We start from the raw sequence: 19,154 nt of genomic DNA on the forward strand, positions 1-19,154 counted from the left end.
TCAGGCTGGCCGTAAGGTCAGCCTGATATCTTAATAACTCATCTCAACAATTTTCTCTACATCGGCCGGGGTAAGTGATTTATGTTCTCCCAAACCAAGCCAGCCCCGGTCTGTAAACCGTCTGAAAATGATCTGTGCTGTACCTTTAAACTCAGGGGTATATTCAGACAGCTTAGTATCGATCTCAAGTGAATGGAAGAAATTTTCTGTTGCTTTGATTCCTGCGGTAGCTTTCTCTTCCAGTGTGCCGGTGGTTATTCCCCACACTCTCTCTGCATATTGCGCCAGTTTCTCTTTTTTGCTTTCAAAATTATACCGGTAATGTGAAGGTGCTATGATGGCCAGTGTTCTGGCATGATCAATCCCGAAAAGGGCAGTGAGCTCATGTCCCATGAAATGTACGGCCCAATCTGTCGGCACACCTTTCTGTATCAATCCGTTCAGCGCCATTGTGCAGCTCCACATAAAGTTAGCTGCTGCTTCATAGTCAGACGGATCTTTTATAACCCGCGGCGCTACTTCTACCAGCGTCTGCATGATGCCTTCTGCTATTCTGTCCTGCAGGAGGGCGCCGGAAGGATAGGTCATATACTGTTCCAGCACATGGGTAAAGGCATCTGTAATTCCGTTGGCCAGTTGCCGTTCCGGTATTGAAGCTACCACCTGGGGATCCAGTATGGAGAATTTTGGGAAAAGGCCGGGGCCTCCCATAGAGAATTTCTCCTGCGTAGCCTTACGGCTGATCACAGCGCCTGAATTCATTTCAGAAGCTGTGGCAGGGAGGGTCAGTACTGTACCAAAAGGAAGCCCTTTCTCGGTACGTATCTTCAGGGAGAGAATATCCCAGGGATTGTCTCCTTTATAGAGAGCTGCGGCAGAAAGGAATTTGACACCATCAATTACGGAGCCTCCACCTACCGCCAGCATAAAAGAGATCTTTTCTTCCCTGATCATTTTCAATGCTTCCAGCAATACTTCATATTCAGGATTTGCGGGGATACCGCTAAACTCCAGTACGTCGAAGCCTTTGAGTGCGTCTTTTACCTGTTCATAAATACCGTTCTTTTTAATACTGCCGCCACCGTAGAGCATCAGTATCCTGGCATCTGAGGGAACTTCCTTTGCCAAAGAAGCAATCTGACCTTTCCCGAACAGGACTTTGGTCGGATTCATGAATTCGAAGTTTAACATATGTTCACAATTTATGGCCATGGTGAAAGTAGGACCATGTGCACAATCTTAAACATACTATACTATTAAATAGTTTGCCCTGACGGGAGGAAAAGTATAATTGACCGGGTAAATATCTGTATGGTGGTCTGTTTTAACAGACTTTATGAATATTAATAATCAGAATATTTGCCTGACGGGGGGGGAAGTATAATTGACCGGAGCAAGTATCTGTATGGCGGTCTGCTTTAATTGACTCTACGTATATTGATAATCAGAATATTAAAATATTGACTTAATCAAACATGTGTTAATACTGCGGAGCTGGTTGTTGCCGTAAGGCTTGTAGTTGCCGGAGTGATTGTTCCAGGAGATCATATTGCCCGATATGTGCGGGTATTTGTATAACATCCCGGGGAAACCGGCTTTTCACGGTAAAGCTGCCATTTTTATTTTTTGTGATGGCGGTGATGTCTGTAAAAAGAATGGAAACAGGATAGCTATCCCCCTGTTGCCGGATAATTGCTTTTTCCCCGATCACCAGGGAGTAGCTTTCCAGTAATTCTATCTGTTTTTTCAATGCTCTGATAAGGGTAAACCTGATCAGTATGATCATAATGGGAATGACGATAAGGGGAACCAGATAGTCAAAGGTATCTGACAGGATAAACTGGATGAATGGAAGTGTAGCGCTGACAATAATAACGGGAAGTGTGCGTTTCAGAATTTTTTTCTTCATGGCAATGATGCCTTGCGGGGGGATAGTAAACTGCTGCATAGCTATTGGGTATTAGGATACTACAAAGTAATCTATTTTAACAGATTTTTTCTATTAAACAGTACTATCTTGTGAGAAAACCTGCTACCGAATGCGAGCTGACGTCAAACTGTCCCTATCTGTGGGTGTCTGTACATATAATAGTGAGAAATACCTGCCGCAGCAGCTGGACAGTATCCTGACCCAGACTGTGCCGGTCAGGGAGATAGTAGTGATAGACGATGCGTCGGCCGATAAGACGGTGGATATATTGCAGGACTATGCTGCCAGGTACCCGGGTATTTTTCGTATTGTCAGGAATGAGAAGAACAGGGGTGCAAAAAGGAACTTTGAGAAGGTATTGTCATTGTGTGTGGGGGAGGTTATTTTCCTGAGCGATCATGATGACAGCTGGTATCCGGATAAGGTAGAAAGAGTGCTTGAGCATTTTGACAAACATCCGGAAGACCAGGTAGTGTTTTCAAATGCTGCTTTAATGGATGAAAATGGTGCTGTTCTGAGGCCAACTTTATGGGATGTGGCAGGGTTTCCTGCAGAGCTGAGAACATTTGCCTCAACGAAAGATAACCTGCTGCGTTTCCTGCTGAAATATGGAAGGATCGTAACGGGTGCTACCCTGGCTATAAAGAAGGATTTTGTTCCCGGGCTGCTCCCTTTCCGGCTTATGCATAAGATATGGCATGACGCATGGATAGCCCTGGTTGCAGCCAATTACCGGGTGCTGGCCTATATTGATGCCCCCCTGATGTATTACCGGGTGCATAGCCGGCAGCAGGTAGGTTGGGGATATATACAGAAGATCAGCAGTATTGAGGCGGGGAATAACCTGGTGTCTGAACTGACCCGCCGGGAGATAAACGGAAATTGTGAGGAAGAAGATCATGTGCAGCTTGTGCATGCACGGCGTAAAAGGGTGCGTCTTGTTAAACGTCTTGGAAGATTCATACAACTGGATAAAAACATTGCCGATGAGATAAGGGAGGAATGCAGGCAGGCTGAAAAGGCCTTCCGGCATGCCAAACCACTGTCGGTAAGAATAGCAGAAACAATCAGGAAAATGTTTAAGTGATTATGATCAAAGCGATTAAACTTTACACAGGAGAAGACGGACATTCGCATTTTATTACAGGTACTGTAGCCCATAAAGAACATACAGAAGCAGCCAGCGTGATGTATAATGAGACAGCCCCTCATTCATCGTATGACTGGCATCCGGCGCCAACTACACAATATGTGATCACCCTTTCAGGAACTTTATTGTTTGAGACCGCATTAGGAGAGCAATTCACCCTTCATCCCGGAGAGGTGCTGATTGCCATGGATACTACCGGCAGCGGGCATAAATGGCAGCTTATTGATGACCAGCCATGGAGGCGTGTATACGTTACATTTAATGATGGTATGGAGATCAATTTTGTACCTGACGGGAAGTAGTTCAGCGCCGGAAGTGGAAGAGTTTTTTCAGGCCGCGGCGTTTAGGGTTCTTCTCGTTGTATTTGTAGCTGACAGCTCCCATCGTTATATGGATATTATCTATCGAAGCCGCTAACATGGTTACAGGAAGAACGATATTCTCTCCGGTTATTTGCAGGTTGGTTTCAATTGTGCTATAGCCTATGAAAGAGAACTGCAGTTTGATTTCCTTGTCTTTAAAGGCAGAGGGGAGAGCCAGGTGAAAATTCCCGGAACTATCTGCAAAAGCATAGAATTTACTGTCGTGCATATTAACATATGCTCCATACAGAGGACTGCCGCTATTATCAGTTATTCTACCTGTAATGGTATAGGGCAGGGTATCCTGTATGGGTTCATCCTTTGAAGTAGTATCACTGTATAATGCCATTGGTGCTGGTGGCGTACCGGCTTCTGCCTGGCTTATAAATGTTACCAGTGAAGCAAAGATTGCGGCGGGCAGGAATGATCTTTTCGGAGCTGCCGGTTCAACCATTTCACGGTTGATCTGTGATGAATGTAAACGACCGCAAACTTCTCCGGAAGATGCTTTTATAATAGCTATGATCTCCTGGTCTGTCATACCGGAGAAATCTGTCACAGTTTTACAGCAGCTCTGGCAATAGCGCCCTTTGGCTCCTGGTGTCATATTTTCCCATGACTGTGTGCAGGGATTGGATACATATATTTTCATGCTAACAGGATGCCCGGATAATGGGAATTCCATAATTACTCTGTCACATTTTGCAAAAAGCGTTTAATGGCGTAGGTGGATAGTTGTCCGCCGGGACCGTTCAGGTTATAATCAAATCCATGAGTGGCCCATGGCAGTGACAGGAAAAAATGTTTGATGCCATTGGCAGCCAGCTTGTTATTCAGCCGGATGCTGTGTTCATATGCTACCAGTACGTCATTTTTACCGTGTATAATAAGTGTGGGAACAGAATGGCTGTTCACAAATTCCAGGGGAGAGCTGGCGGCATAGTTATCCGGGACGGCTTTATAGCTTCCTCCCAGGTAGGTTTCCAGTACTTTGCGGGAATCCATTACCCAGGGATTGGCTGGTGCGGAATATCCCCAGACCATATCTGCCGGGCCATAAAAATCTATCACTCCTTTCAACCCGGGGAAGGGTTGCCTGTAAGCTGCCAGCAGTGCTATCTGCGCCCCTGCGGATCTTCCCAGCAATACAAAGTTACTGGTATCTACCTGAAGGTCTTCTGCATTGGCGCGCAGGTAATCTATGGCTGCATATACATCTTCTACCGGTACGGGGTTCCGGAAGGCCGGCGCCAGCCTGTAGTTGACTGAAGCCACGTGATAGCCCAGCTGTGAAAGGTAAGTGTTCAGTTCCGGCAGTTGTTTATTATCGCCACTGCTCCAGGAGCCTCCATGGATGACTATTACACAGGGACGTAGTCCTGTGGCCTGAGCGGGGTAGAAATCCATCCGGGATGACTGCAAGGTATCGGGGCGATAAGAGATGGTGGAGCAGGGAATGGCCTTTTGCTGGAAGCCGGTGAGCATTGTCCACAGGCTGAAGGGAGGGCTGTTCTTTTTACTGGTATGTTCGCCGAGTGCTTTATCCATAGCTACCGGTAGTTCCCTGGCCAGCTTACAGGCACGGTATACAGGGGAAAGAAAAAGGGCGATGGCACTGATTCCCAGCAGGGTCCCTGCCAGCTGGTAACTGCCGGACGAAACAAAACCCGCCATCAGCAATACAAGCGCGATGGTTACAAATACCCAGGCATATTCGGCAACAGCGATAGATAATAACCAGAGGTGGTAGGTAGGAGCACTGAAAACAGCCAATAGGGAAACCAGGAAAATGATAGTCAGTAATGTTAACCTTATCATATTCAGATTTTGTGGAGATAGATTGTTAGGTATAGGTGGATGAAACCTGTTCGCAGTTCTATATAGGTAAAGATATGAATGAAAGGCCAAACTAAGGCAATAAGCTGCCGCCAGTCAATAAACTCCTTGTGTTTTTTCACTAATACTCTTAATTTCAATGGACAACTAAAAGTGAAAAGATATGGCTGAAAGAAAGACTAATTCATCAAACTATCAGAATCAGTTACACCTGGAAAGTAAATGTCCGCTGAATGAGCTGTTGTTTTCGCTCAGCCGCCGGTGGACAACAGATGTGCTCTTTTGCATTGAAGAAGGTAATAACCGTTTTTCCGGTATAAGGGAAGAACTGACCTATATTACTGATCATATATTATCTGACAGGCTGAAAACACTGGAGAAAAGCGGCCTTATTACCCGTCACCAATACCCGGGAATGCCTCCTAAAGTAACCTATTCCCTTACTGAGAATGGGGTGGAGCTATGTGGCCTCCTGGAAAAGCTCTGTAATTTTTCCAGTATGATATACGAGGAGAAAACGGTGACTGCCTGATATCTGCCTTTCCACGTTATGAAATTTGGTTATCTTTCAGATAATCAAATTTATACCATGAAACAAGTTAGCCTGTATCTCTGTTTGTTGCTGGCCCCCTTATTAGCCAGTGCTCAATCCCCTGTTAAAGAAGATAAACGTTTAGCCGGCTTTGACCAGCAGATCAATGCTCTGTTGAAGGACTGGCATGCCTCCGGTCTTGCAATTGCCATTGTAGAAAAAGACAAGGTTATCTATGCCAAAGGGTTTGGTTATCGTGATTATGAAAAGAAACTGCCGGTAACTACCAGTACCCTTTTTGCTATTGGCTCCTGCAGTAAGGCATTTACCGGCTCATTACTGGGCATGCAGCGTGAAGAGGGAAAGCTGGATTTTGAGACGCCTGTGCGGAATTATATGCCGGAGCTGGTGTTTTCCAATGATGAGCTGAACTCCAAAGTGACGTTGAAGGACATGATGAGCCATCGTACCGGTTTGCCGAGGTATGACCTCTCATGGTACCTTTTTGATACACCTTCAAGGGATACGTTGTTACACCGTATCAGGTACATGATACCGAATGAACCTTTCCGTGCAAAATGGCAATATAACAACTTCATGTACCTGGCACAGGGGATGGTGGTGGAAAAGGTGTCCGGTAAAAGCTGGGAGGATAATGTTAAGACACGGATATTTGGCCCGCTGGAAATGAAATCTTCCAACACTTCTATAGAAGACCTGAAACGGAGCCCGGATGCAGCAACGGGATATTATGTAAAGAAAGACAGTATCATTACTAAAACAGCATATAAAGGTATTGATGCTATTGGTCCTGCAGGCAGCATCAACAGTAATATCAATGATATGTCGAACTGGGTAACAACGTGGCTGAACGGAGGGAAGTTCAAAGGAAAGGAGATATTATCACAACGTTATACCAGGGAGGCTATGAGCCCGCAGATGATAGTAGATGGAGGATTTCCGACCAAAGACGCGCCTGATCTGCATTTCTCCTGTTACGGCTATGGTTGGATACTGGGTTCATACAGGGGCCATTACCTGGTAGAGCATGGAGGTAATATTGATGGCTTCTCTGCCGATGTATGTCTTTTCCCGACAGACAGTATTGGGATTGTAATACTGGTTAACCAGAGTGTTTCAGTCATACCCAGGGTGGCTACGAAGATAATTGCAGACAGGTTCTTCGAATTAAAGGCAAGGGATTGGAACGATTTTTATCTTACGAGGGTGAAGGCTGCAAAAGGGGGGAACGCACCTAAGAAAGACAGTGTACAGACCAGGATAAAAGGGGCAGATGTAGTGCGTCCTGCAGCTGATTATGAAGGCACTTTTGCCAATGCCGCTTATGGCCGCTTTAAGATAAGCAGCAGGAAAGATTCGCTTTTTGCTACTTATCCTATCGGTACGGATTACCTGAAGCATGTGGCTTACGATATTTTCCAGCCTTACTCTGTAGATTCTATTAAAGGGGTTGATACTACAGTGGAGGTTCCTGTCAGGGTCCAGTTCTTTATGAATACGGAAGGGGAGATTATCAGTGCCGGCATGAACCTGGAAGAGCAGCAGGTGGTCTTTACCCGTCAGATAGATAATGCGTCGTTTATAAAATATGCTGGGATATATGAGATCAATAAAATGGAGATAAAAATATACCTGAGAGGGGAGCAGCTAATGATGTTTGTGCCTGGTCAGCAGGATTATACACTTATTTCAACGGGGACGGATAAGTTTAAGCTGAAGGAGCTGAATGGTTTCAGTGTGGAGTTTAATATGAATGATAAGAAGGAGGTGGTTTCAGTGACAGCGGTGCAGCCTAACGGACGTTTTGTAGCTAAAAAGAAATAATAAAAAAGGGGGCTTCTGGCCCCCTTTTTTTATCGCTTAGCGCTTATTACAAAAGAGATATTTACGAGAGAGTTGATCAGCTTATCCTGTAAAGATTTATCTGCCCTGTAGTTCATGCCCCAGAGCGTCCTGTCTATATTGAAATTGGCGCTGGCTGAAATAATACCATTTTCCACTTTTATACTGGCCGGGAAAGAAATGTTCTTGGTGATGTTCTTGATGGTAAGATTACCCTGGATAGTGTAATTAGCATCTTTCATCACTACTTCATCACTCACAGAGGGCTTGAAATCTTTGACGCCGGTGATTTCGAAAGTAGCCTGGGGGAATTTTTCCACTTCAAAGAAGAGCGGTCCTTTCAGCTCTGTTTCAAATTTCCGTTGCAGCACGGGATCTGTTTTTGCCAGATCTGCATTTTGGAGGGAGTTCATTCTTATGATGATATTACCGCCGGTAATAACTTTATCTTTTACATAGAGTTTACCTTCCTGCAGTCTGAAATGGCCGGTATGTTTCCCTGTGGGTTTGGTACCTATCCATTGAAGTTTGCTGGCAACGGTATCCACCACATAAGTATTGCCTTCACCTTCCTTTACAGGATGTGCTTCTGTGATGGTTGCCTTATCTGCTTTTGGCGCCTGTTCGCAGGCTGACAGCAGGACTATCAGCAATAATGGTATTATATATCTCATAAACATTACTATTCGGTCAGCTTAGCTCCCTGTCACTTCCCGGTTACCTACCCACACAAATCTCCTCAATATGAACTCAGGGTTAGTGAAGCTGGCATTCCCGGCAGGATTGCCGCCAGTTACATGAAAATCTGAAAAGGCCGCATGCTGGTTTACCCAGATGAACCCGGTAAAGTTAAAGGATACCGGTGTAAATACGTTGTTCATTGCTTCTGTGATCTTTTCTTTGACTTCCGGGCTGGTTGTATAGGCTGCGCAGGTGATAGCACCATGTTTTCCGGCCATTTGCCTGGCCAGTTGTATTGATTCTTCCGTATCTTTTGTTTTTATCAGTAACAAAACCGGGCCAAATAATTCCTGTTCAAAGATGTGGTTGTCGGTGCTGTTCACTTCAAGTATGGCGGGGGTAAAGCCTCTTACGTGGGCAAATTCTTCGTTGACCACGGGTTGGCCTTCCAGTATCATTTTGGCGCCGAGCTTACCCGCATTGTGTGCCCGTTGAAGGGTAGTGTCATTCTGCAGAGCACCGAGAGTACCGGCGCCCATTTTAGGATTGGTAACGAGTGCTACTACGGCGTCGCGGAATTTCTGTACCACTTCATCGAAAGTAAGCTGTCTGCCGGCAGTACTGACACCCTGTGCGGGGATAAAGAAATTCTGCGGGGCTGTGCACATCTGGCCTGAATAGAGGGATACGGAAAAGGCGAGGTTCTGCATTACGGCGTCTATATCTGTTACGCTGTCGAGGATGACGGAGTTGACGCCTGCTTTCTCTGTAAATACTGTTTTTCCTGTCAGTGATTCCACATAATTGCCGAACTGGCTGCCGCCGGTATAGTCTATCAGCCGGATGCCGGGGTGCTCGCATAACTGTTTGGTGATGGGAGCTGCGGATGTGTCTGCTGCCAATTGACAGAGGTTGGGGCTGAATCCTTTTTCCTGCAGCACCTGTTGTATAGCGTTCACTGCAATGGCGATGGGCAGAATGGCTTTAGGATGTGGTTTCACGATTACCGGGTTGCCGGTTACCAGGTCTGCATAGATACCCGGAAGGGAATTCCATACGGGGAAGGTGGAACAGCCTATTACCAGGCCTGTGCCTTTGGGAATGGCTCTGAACTGTTTCTGCAGCTGGAGGGAAGTTTTGCCCATGGGTTTTTCCCATACCAGGGAGGAAGGGAAGCGGTTTATTTCATGGTAGCCCATGGCAATTGCTTCCAGCGCCCTGTCGTTTGCATGCGGACCGGAGGCCTGAAAGCTCATCATGTAGCTCTGGCCGGTGGTGTGCATGGTAGCGTGGGCTATATCGAAAAAGCGTTCTTTTACGCTTTCCAGTGTTTCTACCAGTATATCTGCCCTTACATCTACCGTGGTGTTGCGCCATTGGGGGGCAGCAGCTGTGGCGCGGGCCACGAGCTCGTCCGGTGTGAAGAGGGGATAGGTAATGCCCAGTGCTTCCTGGGTATAAGGTGATACTTCTTCACCAGCCCAGCCGGTTTCTCCGGTTTGCAGCAACTGTTTATAAGGCTTGTTCAGCAGTTGTTCATACCGTTGCCGGCCCTGTTCTGCTGCGTCTTCGCCGTAGGCTTTAGGGTGTTCAGGGTATTGCGAATAAAATGCCCGTTCATGATTGGCTTTTACAGCCTTTTCAATCGTGTTTTGGTGTTTGATCATAAACATATGTGGAATTTGTAAATTGATAATCAGCTTTGCAGTCAATTACCTCGCCAACGAAAAACGGTTATCGTTGTAATATTCATCCGGTCTTAATTTTAACGGGTGATTGCGTTGGTACTGAAGGAACGCGTCATATTCGGTCTTGTGCATGGTAGTCCACGATTTATAGGCAGACTGGCTGGCAACAGGGCCGAAGAGCCATTGGTTATATGCTTCAAACATACCTTCTTTCAGTAGTTTACGCTGGTAATCAAACAAGGCATAAGGGAATTTCAGATTTGAAAAATTATACCAGTCCAGCAGGAAACGGGTTCTCAGCATGATCAGTGATTCCGCGTCTATGCCTGACATCACTACGCTTACCTGTTTACCCATAGAGGTCCTGTAAAGGTCTGCAAAATCTGCTTCGGCTTTACGTTTGCTTTTTTTATCTGTATTGGTTATTTCCAGTGCTTTGGCAGCCAGGCTGGGATCGTTATATAATTTCTTATAGGCGTCCATCAGCAGGTCTCTCACTTCTGCGGTGCGGGTAGTATAGCTTTCCAGGTTCACGAAGATCTCACCATAGATGATGGTCCATATGGGATCTTTGGTGAAAGAGTAAGCGTGGGCTGCATTGTAATAGTTACCGGGAAAACCGGGGTCTTTCTCAATGCCTTTCAGATAGCTGCCCATTCCGCCTTCATAGATCTTCAGGAACATCAGCAGCTGACCGTTATCGTTGTACAGTTCTCCGCTTTCAGGGAATCTGCGCAGTGCTTTTTCATACAATTTCTGGGCGGTTTTCCATTCCTGTCTTGACTGGTAGATGTTGCCGGCTATCTGGAACAGTTGTGCATCTGCCTCTTTTTTATTCAACAGTGGTTCTATAGTGTTTTTGGCTTTGTTCATATCACCCTGCAGGTAATAGGCAAATCCCATCTGTTTGCGGAACTCTATGTTGTCGGGTTCCAGCTGCAATGCCTGGTTTAATACCAGTATGGCATTGGAATAGTCGCCGCTGCGGATAAATCCTGTAGCTGTATTGTATAATTCTTTTGCATCCTGTGCTGATACTGTGGCAGCGGAGAAGAACATGCCCGCAACCAGTGCTAATTTCAATAAAGATTCCCTCATGATCATGCCTGTCTGGCGTTTGCTGTAAAAGTAAAGAAAAAATGTGCCAAACCTCCAATTAAAGGAGGTGAGATACCAGTCCATCTCTCAGCTTAGGCTCAAACCATGTGCTTTTAGGCGGCATTACATTACCACTATCTGCAATATCAAACAATTGCTGTATGGTAACCGGGTAAAGGGCAAAAGCCACTTTCATTTCTCCGCTGTCCACTCTTCTGACCAGTTCCTGCAGGCCGCGGATACCGCCAACAAAGTCGATGCGTTTGTCGGTCCGCTGATCTTTAATGCCCAGGAGTTTGTCCAGTATATTATTTGAAAGGATAGTTACATCCAGGATCCCGATGGGGTCTGTTGTGTAGGTACCTTCCATTGCTACCAGCCGGTACCAGTTACCTTCCAGGTACATGCTGAATTCGTGCAGCATGGTAGGTTGTTGGGGGAGGTGGCCAATATTTTCTACTGTGAAATCATATTCCAGTGCAGAGAGCAGGGAGGCTTTACTGAGGCCGTTCAGGTCTTTTACCAGCCTGTTATAGTCCAGTATTACCAGCTGGCTGGCGGGGAAGATGGTGGTAAGAAAGTAATTGGCCGGGGCATCGTGCGCCAGCTGGCCGTTTGCTGCCAGTTCCTGTTGTACCAGGGCTGCGGATGCTGCGCGGTGGTGGCCGTCTGCGATATATGTATGCGGTACTTTTTTCTCAAAGAGGGAGGTGATCTCCTGTACGGAACCGGGATTGTCTACTACCCAGATGGTGTGCCGGATACCGTCTGCAGCTGTGAAGTCGTACGCCGGGGCATGTTCCTGTACCCAGTGGTCTGTCAATGAATTTATTTCGGGTACATCATTGTAGGCGAGGAATACGTTGCCGGTCTGTGCTTTTGTGGTCCTGATATTGTTGATCCGGTCTTTTTCCTTATCCGGGCGGGTAAATTCATGTTTTTTGATAATGCCGCTGTTGTAGTCAGAAACGGCGGAAACGCATACCAGGCCTGTTTGTGTACGGTCATTCATGATTAGCCGGTAGATGTAGTAGCAGGGGGTATTATCCTGGAAGAGGGTACCTTCCTTAATAAAGCGCTGCAGGTTTTCTGAGGCTTTATCATATACGGCCTGGCTGTAAACGTCTGTTCCTTCCGGGAGGTCTATTTCAGACTTGGATACGTGGTAAAAAGCGTAGGGGTTACCGGCAGATTCTGCTTTAGCCTCTGCTGCGCTTAGAACATCGTAGGGGCGTGCGGCTACTTTTTCCGCCAATGCCTGAGCAGGCCTTAATCCTTTGAACGGTCTGATGATTGCCATGATATTTTGGGTTATTGGATTTCAAATGTAACGGTTTAAATAACAAAGGGCTCCACGAGGAGCCCTTTGTTTATAATAATATCATGGAAATATCAGTTCTATGCCTTTTTCAGGCTGAAGTATTTCATTGCTTCTACCAGTACTTCTACGCTTTCGTAGGGGAGTGCGTTGTAGAGGGAAGCGCGGAAGCCGCCTACCAGGCGATGTCCTTTTACGCCAACGATATCTTCTTTCTTACAGAATTTGAGGAATTCTTCTTCCAGTTCCGGTTTGTCCATGATGAAGCAAACGTTCATACGGCTACGGTCTTCTTTCTGAACGGTACCACGGAACAGTGGGTTCTGGTCTATTTCGTCATAGAGCAGGGTTGCTTTTTTCTCGTTGAGCTTTTCCATAGCTGGTGCTCCGCCCTGTTCTTTCAGCCAGCGCAGGGTAAGCAGGGAGATATAGATGGCAAATACGGGAGGAGTATTTAACATGGAGCCGTTATCTATATGATTACGGTAATCCAGGATGGTTGGGATCTTGCGGGTGATTTTGCCGAGTATGCTTTTACGCACGGCCACCAGTGTGGTACCGGCTGCGCCCATGTTCTTCTGTACTCCTGCGTAGATCAGGGAGAACTTGTTGAAGTTGAGCGGGCGGCTCAGGATATCACTGCTCATGTCAGCGATGAGCGGTACGTTTGTTTCCGGCATCTGCTGCCACTGTGTACCGTAGATGGTATTATTGGTGGTTATATGCAGGTAAGTGGAATTGGGGGAGATATTAAACTGTTTGGGTATGTGATTGTAGTTGTTTTCTTTGGAGCTGGCAGCTACATCAACAAAACCGAACTGTTTGGCTTCTTTGATAGCTTTATTGCTCCATACACCGGTATCGATGTAAGATGCTGTGCCATCATTTTCCAGCAAATTCATTGGGACCTGCAGAAACTGTGTGGTGGCGCCTCCGTGCAGATAAAGCACTTCGAAGTCGTCCTCAAGCTGCATAAGTTCTCTAACAAGATTTCTGGCCTCATCCAAAACACCCTGAAACAATGGGGTCCTATGCCCTATTTCCAATATGGACATTCCTGAACCTTCGAAGTCGATCAATGCTTTACTAGCCTTGTACAGCACCTCGTTTGGCAATATGGAAGGCCCTGCGTTAAAATTGTGCACCTTCATAGGTCGTTCTAAATTAAATAAATTGTTTGCTTGTTCCACTTTGTTTGGTTTTGTCAGAGGAATGGAAAAAAAAGTAATGGCATTTCACAATGATTGCTGATAGCGTGTAGGATAAGGCTAAAAAGATAGTACCAACAAAGATAATTTATATTTTTTTAAAATCGCTCTATTTTTTTAACCGGTAGTGTCTCAGTTGGATGTTTTGTCAGGAGTAGTGTGGCCCTGGGGGGCTATTCTTCGGCTCTTCCCAGCATGTGTTGTCCTTCCGGTCCGGGTGCTGAAGGAATTTTCCTGCGTTGCATTTTCCTGAGCGGGGGCATACCGGCATTGACCCAGGCGGTATACCAGTAACTGGCGGTCATATGAATGGCTTTGCGCATGCGGCGTTCTACCATATCTCCCAGCAGCCGGTGATAGGCTTTCGTATACGCAGCAGCGTAGTTCCGGACTACTTTGCCATTACGTTTTTCGTATGCAAAACGTGTACCGGGAGGGTATTGCTGGCTAAGGCGCAGTTCTGTCTGCAGTACTGTATCGGCAGCCAGTGCGCTTTCAGTAATGATCTGCCAGGTGCAGGCGTTGAGATCATGAATATATACAGCCCGGGAAACCCAGTAATTGAAGGTCTGATCTGCCAGCAGTTCGGGTATCCTGGATTCCCATAAGGCATGGATACCCTGTTGACCGGTCAGTTGGCCGTTATGATTGGAGCAGGCGTGCAGCGGTACATGGGCGTCTCCTATGTAGTGTCCCAGATCGGCGCTGAGCCGCATGATCTGTTCGGTGTTCTTTTCCTGGAATGCTTTTGTAAGGCGTGTCATCATCAGGGCTATATGCCAGGGCAGGATACCGTATTGGCGGAGTGTATCAGGATGATAGCATAGCAGCGCTTCCTGCCAGGACCTGGGTAGGGAGGGGTAGGGAGGGGCGCCGTAATGGTCTATGTCAATGTAATGACGGGGCCCTTCGTCTGCCAGAACATATCTTCTTTTATCGGCATCTGTGGCATGTGCGGACAGGAATTCCATATATGGCTTATATAGCCTGAGCATTTCCGGTGGCAGCAGGAATACGGCCAGCCGGTTGATGCGCTGATGGGCAAAGAATCCCCAGCTGTTTGCAGTAAATGGAAGCAATAACAGGATGGAGAGAAAAATGAAAAGGTTTCTCATACAATGGAATGTGGGTCAACATTCCGAATATAATGATTTATATCTTTTGAGTTGCAGGTAGTGTAAAAAAGATATATGAATGAGGGATAAAGGAGCGTGAACCAGGACTATACCCACAGAAAAAGAAGACCGGTAAACCAATTACAGGATTAAAAGCTACAATTGTAAACTTCAAACAGGATTATCTAACAGAAGTGTAAACCTATATCAGGACTATACCGTGATGCATTATCGGTACCGCAATACATACATTAAACATGCTTAAGACATGCTTGAAACATGCTTGAAACATGCTTAAAACATACTTGAAAGCAGGAGGGGCGTCCTGGTATGTTACTTACTTACTTACATGAGGTGCGTCAGGTCCTACCTGCGATTTCACCTCAATATGCGTTACTCCGCCGCTCACGGCAAATTTCATTGCCTCTCCGGCGGGCACGTTTTCCAGCGGTTTCACCCTTTCTACCGGAACAATAAAGACCTTACCGGTTATGGCATAGGCATGAGGTACGTATACTGCCATATATCCGGGCATTCCCAGGTTGCTTACATCGGGCTGGGTAATGAATCCCATTTCCCATACGTCCAGGCCGTAGATCTGTACCAGTACGGGGTGGTCAAACTTCTTTTTTTCTCCTACGAAGGCATCAAAAACGTCTTTTACGGAGGTATAGATGTATTTAATGAAAGGCGTTCTTTCCAGCAGATGGTCAAACAGGGCAAAAATGCGTCCTACAATGAAGGAGGAGCTGAGATATCCTACCACTATTACGAGCAGCAATACCAGTACGAAACCTACTCCTTTGTAACGCAGGTATTTAAGAGGAGTTTCTACAGGAATTATCTCTTTAGGGATAATATTATCTATGGTAACAAAGGCCCAGTAAAGCGTCAGGGCTGTAATTCCGATAGGAGCTAATATCAGCAATCCCTGGAAGAAGTACCGTAATACGCGGGCCGCCAGGACTTTAATACGAATTTTAGGAGACATATAAATGATCTGCAAATGTGACGGGGCGAAGGTACATCCTTTATTTTATCCGGGGGAGTTCAGGTTACATGATAAAAAGACCCAAAAAAACACGATGGAAACTTTCAGTGTATAAAAAGTTTCCTTAGTTTTGTTCCGGCATCGCAAATCTGTTAAACTCAGAGGCAACTATGAAACCGTAAGGAGCAGGAACCATTAGCCTGTGGAGGATGACGCTGTACTAAAAAAGACCATTACACAATACCATAATGGAAATACAGGAACGCATACTGGATACTTCTTTCGATCTGTTCAGGCAGTTCGGGACCCGGTCTATTACAATGGATGATATTGCCCAGAAAATGGGAGTATCTAAAAAGACATTGTATGCGCATTTTGCAGATAAGGATGAGCTGGTTACCAGCGCAGTAAGCCGTTATCTGGAGATCATGGACAGGGAATGCCGTGACAGTCAGCAGAAAGCTACTGATGCTATCGATGAGTTGTTTCTTGTAATGCGGATGCTGGACAGCCATTTCGTGAATATGAGCCCTACAATTATGTTTGACCTGCAGAAATTCCATGTAGGGGCTTACCAGGTATTCCTGGAATACAAGAATAACAGTCTGCAGAAAACGATCCGGCAGAACCTGGAACGTGGCATCCGTGAGGGATTGTACAGGGCAGACCTGAATGTAGATATTATGACGTATTACCGTCTGGCTACTTCCATGCTTTGGTTTCAGCCGGACGCGTTTCCTCCGGGAAGGCATGATATGGTAAAAGTGCAGCGTGCCCTGCTGGAACATTTCCTGTATGGGTTGGTATCAAAAGAAGGTTATAAACGTATCGAAGAGAATAAACTACAACTATCGTAAAAAACAAATGTCCTTTATGCAACTTGAGAAAAAGCACCTGGGTCTTTTAGGCGCCCTGTTGCTGCTGTTCTTTAATCCGGCTATGTCACGGCAAACCGCTCCTTCTGTTCCGCTGGATGCAACGCCGCTGTCTGCAAAGCAGGCCGTAGAGTATGCCCTGGCCAACCAGGCTACTGTACGTACAGCTAAGCTGGATGAACTGATACAGCTGGCAAAGAACAGGGAAGTAAGCGGGCTGGCCCTCCCCAGTTTAAGTGGTGCAGGAACCTACCAACATAACCCTATTGTACAGAAACAACTGATCGATGCCTCCAACTTTAGCGACACAGTACCAAAAGGTACGCTGGTACCATTTTCTTTCGGCCTTAAGTACAATGTAATGGGCGAGCTGAGGCTGAACCAGGTATTGTTTGACCCAAGCGTACTGGTAGCGTTGCAGGCGCGTGAAACACTGGAACAGCTTGTTGCACGTGGTGTGCAGAAAGCAGAGATCGATGTGAAGGTAGCGGTATACAAGGCCTACTATAATGTACTCTCTGCCCGCAGAGCGCAGCAGATATTGCAGGGGAATATCGCCAACCTGGATAAGCTGCTGTATGAAACGCAGGAAACCTATAAGAACGGGCTGGTAGAGAAGCTGGACGTAGACAGGCTGGTAGTACAGCTGACCAACCTGCGCACGGAAGAAACCAGGATGCGTAACCTTATTGAAATAGGAACTGCTGCACTGAAATACCAGATGGGCATGCCGCTGAAGCAGGAGATAACGTTAACGGATACTTTATCTACCGAATCAATAAAATCTGCTATAGCAGTTGAAGGGTTTGATTATTCCCAAAGAATAGAATACCAGTTGCTGCAAACACAGAAGAAAGCATATGAATATGACCTGAAGCGTTATAAATTCAATGCCTTGCCCACGCTGTCACTCTTTGGTACGGGTGGTATCAGCCGTGCGAGTGATGTGTTCAACTATTTCAAACGTGAAACATGGTATGGTTATGTCAGTTATGGCTTAAACCTTTCACTGCCAATTTTCAGTGGTATGCAGCGCAGGCGTAAGGTAGATCAGGCTTTCCTGGAAGTAAAGAAAGCAGAAGTGAATCTTGAAAATACAAAACTGGGAATTGACCTGGAGCAATCACAGTCAACTTCCAGCCTGCGTAACAACATACTGACCCTCGAAGCACAGGAAAGTAACATGAAGCTGGCCCAGGAAGTATACCGCACTACCCAGGTTAAATACCATGAAGGTGTTGGTTCCAGCCTGGAGATGAACAATGCGCAGAACGAACTGCTCACTGCCCAGAACAATTATTTTACTGCTTTATATAATGCTGTAGTAGCGAAGGTGGATTACCTGAAAGCATACGGTAAATTATAGACCTTACAACTAACAATTAACTCTGAATTATATGTCTAAAATATATCTTCCCACTCTGCTGATCACCACACTGGCTATAGCCTGTGGTCAACCAAACCCGGAAGAAAGGCTGCTGGAACTGAAAAAGCAGGAAGCCAGCATTAAACAGGAAATCGCGAAGCTGGAGAAAGAAGTTAGCAAAAGCGATACTACTGCCAGCAAGAAAAGGAAATCTGTGATAGTGACTGCTGTAGCTGATACTGTGTTTGAACACTACATAGATATACAGGGGAGTATTGACGCCCGTGAGAATGTAAATGTATCGTCAAAAGTACCAGGTATAGTAACGGCTATTTATGTAAAGGAAGGACAGGCTGTAAGTAAAGGACAGACAATGGCGCAGATAGATGACCAGGTGATGAAGGCCAATATGGCGGAGCTTCATACACAGCTTGATCTGGCAAATACGTTGTACCTGAAGCAGCAAAATCTCTGGAACCAGAAGATAGGATCTGAAGTGCAGTACCTGAATGCAAAGAACCAGAAGGAATCTGTTGAAAGGAGAATAGCGACCCTGCAGGACCAGATCAACCAGTCAAAGATCATAGCGCCTATCAGTGGTACTGTTGATGCGGTGATCGTCAAGCTGGGAGATAATGCAGCGCCAGGCGCTGCTGCTTTTCGCGTGGTGAACAGCAGTAACCTGCGTGTAATTGCCAATGTTGCGGAGGCATATGCGGGTAAAGTGAAAACCGGCGACCAGGTATTGCTGAATTTCCCGGATATCGAAAAGCAATTACGTACAAGGATCAGTTTTGCATCAAGGGTGATAGATCCGCTGAGCCGTACAATCAAAATAGAAGTGCCGCTGCAGAGTGATCCTGCACTGCGTCCTAATATGATGGCCCAGATCAAGATAGTGGACTATGTAGCGCCGAAAGCGGTGGTAGTGCCGGTAAACGTGATCCAGTATTCTCTTGGTAAACCTTATGTGATAGTAGCCAGGAAAGAAGGAGCTGAGCTGGTGGCAAAGAGAAGGGAAATAGAGATGGGACGTACCTACAATGATAAAGCTGAAATTAAAAGCGGATTACAGGCAGGAGAACATGTTGTAACCACTGGTTACCAGGGCTTGAACGACAATGACCTGATCCAGCTGTAA

At 46.1% G+C, this 19,154-nt stretch carries 18 protein-coding genes; 7 read left to right on the plus strand and 11 right to left on the minus strand.

Annotated features, from left to right (window positions below; all coding sequences use genetic code 11):
* Window positions 1-30: 30 nt before the first annotated feature.
* Both GO493_RS04340 and GO493_RS04345 read right to left on the minus strand, forming a co-directional pair.
* Window positions 31-1,173, minus strand: coding sequence for an iron-containing alcohol dehydrogenase (locus GO493_RS04340; protein ID WP_232538729.1), 1,143 nt, complete (start codon window positions 1,171-1,173; stop codon window positions 31-33).
* 307 nt (window positions 1,174-1,480) lie between these two features.
* Complete coding sequence (locus tag GO493_RS04345) at window positions 1,481-1,948, minus strand: hypothetical protein (protein ID WP_157304870.1); 468 nt, start codon at window positions 1,946-1,948, stop codon at window positions 1,481-1,483.
* Window positions 1,949-2,039: 91 nt separating this feature from the next.
* Between GO493_RS04345 and GO493_RS04350 the strand changes: the two genes are divergently transcribed.
* Both GO493_RS04350 and GO493_RS04355 read left to right on the plus strand, forming a co-directional pair.
* A complete protein-coding gene (locus tag GO493_RS04350; RefSeq protein WP_157304871.1) occupies window positions 2,040-3,017 on the plus strand; it encodes a glycosyltransferase family 2 protein in 978 nt (325 codons plus the stop codon).
* A 2-nt stretch (window positions 3,018-3,019) separates the two neighbouring features.
* Window positions 3,020-3,382, plus strand: coding sequence for a cupin domain-containing protein (locus GO493_RS04355; protein ID WP_157304872.1), 363 nt, complete (start codon window positions 3,020-3,022; stop codon window positions 3,380-3,382).
* A 1-nt stretch (window position 3,383) separates the two neighbouring features.
* Here GO493_RS04355 and GO493_RS04360 read toward each other — a convergent pair whose 3' ends face one another.
* Window positions 3,384-4,127: a carboxypeptidase-like regulatory domain-containing protein gene (locus GO493_RS04360; RefSeq protein ID WP_157304873.1), complete on the minus strand. Its 744-nt coding sequence runs from the start codon at window positions 4,125-4,127 to the stop codon at window positions 3,384-3,386.
* Between the two features lie 2 nt (window positions 4,128-4,129).
* On the minus strand, window positions 4,130-5,260 hold the full coding sequence (locus tag GO493_RS04365; RefSeq protein WP_157304874.1) for an alpha/beta hydrolase: 1,131 nt from the start codon (window positions 5,258-5,260) through the stop codon (window positions 4,130-4,132).
* A gap of 181 nt (window positions 5,261-5,441) precedes the next feature.
* Here GO493_RS04365 and GO493_RS04370 point away from each other — a divergent pair, with 181 nt between their 5' ends.
* Both GO493_RS04370 and GO493_RS04375 read left to right on the plus strand, forming a co-directional pair.
* On the plus strand, window positions 5,442-5,810 hold the full coding sequence (locus GO493_RS04370) for a winged helix-turn-helix transcriptional regulator (RefSeq protein WP_157304875.1): 369 nt from the start codon (window positions 5,442-5,444) through the stop codon (window positions 5,808-5,810).
* A gap of 57 nt (window positions 5,811-5,867) precedes the next feature.
* Window positions 5,868-7,655, plus strand: coding sequence for a serine hydrolase (locus GO493_RS04375; RefSeq protein ID WP_198315474.1), 1,788 nt, complete (start codon window positions 5,868-5,870; stop codon window positions 7,653-7,655).
* A gap of 29 nt (window positions 7,656-7,684) precedes the next feature.
* Here the strand turns inward: GO493_RS04375 and GO493_RS04380 are convergent, their stop codons facing one another.
* From GO493_RS04380 to GO493_RS04410, 7 genes are all read right to left on the minus strand, one after another.
* Window positions 7,685-8,347, minus strand: coding sequence for a YceI family protein (locus GO493_RS04380; RefSeq protein ID WP_157304877.1), 663 nt, complete (start codon window positions 8,345-8,347; stop codon window positions 7,685-7,687).
* A 21-nt stretch (window positions 8,348-8,368) separates the two neighbouring features.
* Window positions 8,369-10,021, minus strand: a complete 1,653-nt coding sequence (gene paaN / locus GO493_RS04385) for a phenylacetic acid degradation protein PaaN (protein WP_232538730.1) — start codon at window positions 10,019-10,021, stop codon at window positions 8,369-8,371.
* 45 nt (window positions 10,022-10,066) lie between these two features.
* Complete coding sequence (locus tag GO493_RS04390; RefSeq protein ID WP_198315476.1) at window positions 10,067-11,146, minus strand: tetratricopeptide repeat protein; 1,080 nt, start codon at window positions 11,144-11,146, stop codon at window positions 10,067-10,069.
* A 52-nt stretch (window positions 11,147-11,198) separates the two neighbouring features.
* Complete coding sequence (locus GO493_RS04395; protein WP_157304880.1) at window positions 11,199-12,440, minus strand: DUF1015 domain-containing protein; 1,242 nt, start codon at window positions 12,438-12,440, stop codon at window positions 11,199-11,201.
* 98 nt (window positions 12,441-12,538) lie between these two features.
* A complete protein-coding gene (serC, locus tag GO493_RS04400) occupies window positions 12,539-13,609 on the minus strand; it encodes a 3-phosphoserine/phosphohydroxythreonine transaminase (RefSeq protein WP_157304881.1) in 1,071 nt (356 codons plus the stop codon).
* A gap of 230 nt (window positions 13,610-13,839) precedes the next feature.
* The gene (locus GO493_RS04405) at window positions 13,840-14,781 is read right to left on the minus strand and encodes a zinc dependent phospholipase C family protein (RefSeq protein ID WP_157304882.1); all 942 of its coding nucleotides are present in this window, start codon (window positions 14,779-14,781) and stop codon (window positions 13,840-13,842) included.
* Window positions 14,782-15,118: 337 nt separating this feature from the next.
* A complete protein-coding gene (locus GO493_RS04410) occupies window positions 15,119-15,772 on the minus strand; it encodes a DUF502 domain-containing protein (protein WP_157304883.1) in 654 nt (217 codons plus the stop codon).
* A 248-nt stretch (window positions 15,773-16,020) separates the two neighbouring features.
* On the opposite strand from GO493_RS04410, the gene GO493_RS04415 reads away from it, so the two are divergent.
* The 3 genes from GO493_RS04415 to GO493_RS04425 are packed head-to-tail and all read left to right on the plus strand — an operon-like array spanning window position 16,021 to window position 19,154.
* Window positions 16,021-16,629: a TetR/AcrR family transcriptional regulator gene (locus tag GO493_RS04415; protein WP_157304884.1), complete on the plus strand. Its 609-nt coding sequence runs from the start codon at window positions 16,021-16,023 to the stop codon at window positions 16,627-16,629.
* Window positions 16,630-16,645: 16 nt separating this feature from the next.
* Window positions 16,646-18,013, plus strand: a complete 1,368-nt coding sequence (locus GO493_RS04420) for a TolC family protein (RefSeq protein ID WP_198315478.1) — start codon at window positions 16,646-16,648, stop codon at window positions 18,011-18,013.
* A gap of 31 nt (window positions 18,014-18,044) precedes the next feature.
* Window positions 18,045-19,154 carry an efflux RND transporter periplasmic adaptor subunit gene (locus tag GO493_RS04425; RefSeq protein ID WP_157304886.1) on the plus strand — a complete coding sequence of 370 codons (1,110 nt, stop codon included), beginning with the start codon at window positions 18,045-18,047 and terminating at the stop codon, window positions 19,152-19,154.

This window comes from Chitinophaga tropicalis (genome assembly GCF_009758205.1).
GTDB lineage: Bacteria > Bacteroidota > Bacteroidia > Chitinophagales > Chitinophagaceae > Chitinophaga > Chitinophaga tropicalis.

Bases quoted from the DNA above. Each gene is read 5' to 3' on its own strand.
- GO493_RS04415 (WP_157304884.1), top strand. From the start codon at position 16,021: ATGGAAATACAGGAACGCATACTGGATACTTCTTTCGATCTGTTCAGG.
- GO493_RS04410 (WP_157304883.1), bottom strand. From the start codon at position 15,772: ATGTCTCCTAAAATTCGTATTAAAGTCCTGGCGGCCCGCGTATTACGG.
- GO493_RS04425 (WP_157304886.1), top strand. From the start codon at position 18,045: ATGTCTAAAATATATCTTCCCACTCTGCTGATCACCACACTGGCTATA.
- GO493_RS04370 (WP_157304875.1), top strand. From the start codon at position 5,442: ATGGCTGAAAGAAAGACTAATTCATCAAACTATCAGAATCAGTTACAC.
- GO493_RS04350 (WP_157304871.1), top strand. From the start codon at position 2,040: ATGCGAGCTGACGTCAAACTGTCCCTATCTGTGGGTGTCTGTACATAT.
- GO493_RS04395 (WP_157304880.1), bottom strand. From the start codon at position 12,440: ATGGCAATCATCAGACCGTTCAAAGGATTAAGGCCTGCTCAGGCATTG.
- paaN (WP_232538730.1), bottom strand. From the start codon at position 10,021: ATGATCAAACACCAAAACACGATTGAAAAGGCTGTAAAAGCCAATCAT.
- GO493_RS04345 (WP_157304870.1), bottom strand. From the start codon at position 1,948: ATGCAGCAGTTTACTATCCCCCCGCAAGGCATCATTGCCATGAAGAAA.
- GO493_RS04375 (WP_198315474.1), top strand. From the start codon at position 5,868: ATGAAACAAGTTAGCCTGTATCTCTGTTTGTTGCTGGCCCCCTTATTA.
- GO493_RS04405 (WP_157304882.1), bottom strand. From the start codon at position 14,781: ATGAGAAACCTTTTCATTTTTCTCTCCATCCTGTTATTGCTTCCATTT.
- GO493_RS04360 (WP_157304873.1), bottom strand. From the start codon at position 4,127: ATGGAATTCCCATTATCCGGGCATCCTGTTAGCATGAAAATATATGTA.
- GO493_RS04355 (WP_157304872.1), top strand. From the start codon at position 3,020: ATGATCAAAGCGATTAAACTTTACACAGGAGAAGACGGACATTCGCAT.
- GO493_RS04390 (WP_198315476.1), bottom strand. From the start codon at position 11,146: ATGATCATGAGGGAATCTTTATTGAAATTAGCACTGGTTGCGGGCATG.
- GO493_RS04340 (WP_232538729.1), bottom strand. From the start codon at position 1,173: ATGAATCCGACCAAAGTCCTGTTCGGGAAAGGTCAGATTGCTTCTTTG.
- GO493_RS04380 (WP_157304877.1), bottom strand. From the start codon at position 8,347: ATGAGATATATAATACCATTATTGCTGATAGTCCTGCTGTCAGCCTGC.
- GO493_RS04365 (WP_157304874.1), bottom strand. From the start codon at position 5,260: ATGATAAGGTTAACATTACTGACTATCATTTTCCTGGTTTCCCTATTG.
- serC (WP_157304881.1), bottom strand. From the start codon at position 13,609: ATGAAGGTGCACAATTTTAACGCAGGGCCTTCCATATTGCCAAACGAG.
- GO493_RS04420 (WP_198315478.1), top strand. From the start codon at position 16,646: ATGCAACTTGAGAAAAAGCACCTGGGTCTTTTAGGCGCCCTGTTGCTG.